At 54.7% G+C, this 1,100-nt stretch carries 1 protein-coding gene; it reads right to left on the bottom strand.

Annotated features, from left to right (window positions below):
• Positions 1 to 443: 443 nt before the first annotated feature.
• On the bottom strand, positions 444 to 1,100 hold a 657-nt coding region (locus WB794_RS13475; protein ID WP_337336365.1), incomplete at its 5' end, for a hypothetical protein.

Raw genomic sequence — 1,100 nt, 5'->3', positions numbered from 1 at the left:
AAAAGCCGTGAAGCTGGCGCTTCACAAAATCCTGCCGTCAGGGGTTGACGGGGGAGTCCATACACGCATTGTTAGGCCGCACTCTGGAATCTTTCGGCGCCGAGCGCAAGCCAGACAGCTACGCACAGACATGCGACTGTTGCTGCGCCAAGGAACAGCAGAGCGAGCCCCGGAAAGCGGTGCGAAGTGTAGCCACCGACCAGGAAAGCGACCGGCAAGAGAAGAAGCCTGTTTCCTGCCCAGCGATGGAGCGCCACAGGATCCGAGACGCGAGCGTAATCAACGACGTTGAGTGGCTTTGAGACGCCGGCGAAGCGCACGGCCAGAGCCACCGCTAGCAGGACCGGCACGAGAGCGAACTGGACGATTGCGAGGACGGATGCCATGCGGCCTAACGTCTGACATGAGGGGCCGCCGATAGGCGGTCCCTCTCGATGGATGGGTTAGGCCGCAGTAGCAAAGTATCTAACGACCTTGCAGTTCGTAGGTGCACCACTTTGAACCTTATGAAGAAGCCAGTAACCGTAGCCTTGAGACAGCCCGAAAGCAAATTCAAATGCGGCGAAAAACCAAACAATCGAAGCTCCATTCATGACCAGAAGATAATACAACTGCCAGATAAAGAATAAGGTACGAGCTGCGGTATCAAAAAGCCCAAAGATAGGTTGCGGGTTCCAGATGCGCAGAAGAGACCAGACTATGACGATGCTGCCAAGAAGGTTGGCAAAAAGGACGTGCAATGGCTCAAATGCCGGAAGGGGCGAGATCTGACCTAGCATTTGATGGACTATGTGAAATGTCCATGGTGTAGCGAATGCTGCAGTTGCGACGAGATCGTAAATTGCACTTGAACGCACAAGCTGACGATATTTGACGGAGAGCATGGACGTGGGCATTCCTTTAGCAGAGTTGATGGGACGGTGTGACATATTGCGGCCTAACACCCAAGTTAAGCCGAGACGCGTAGTGGAGCGAAGCACATGGCAAGCTGTATCTGCCATGTGCTTTGCGGAACGAAGCGGCTTCGGCTTGAATGATCGAATGGACTCCCCCCGCGTCCCACACGGCTTCGATGAGCCAGACTGATGTTGTTGACCATC

The organism is Denitratimonas tolerans, from assembly GCF_037203605.1.
GTDB classification, from domain to species: domain Bacteria; phylum Pseudomonadota; class Gammaproteobacteria; order Xanthomonadales; family Xanthomonadaceae; genus Denitratimonas; species Denitratimonas tolerans.
This window is presented reverse-complemented; position numbering and strand designations above follow the sequence as displayed.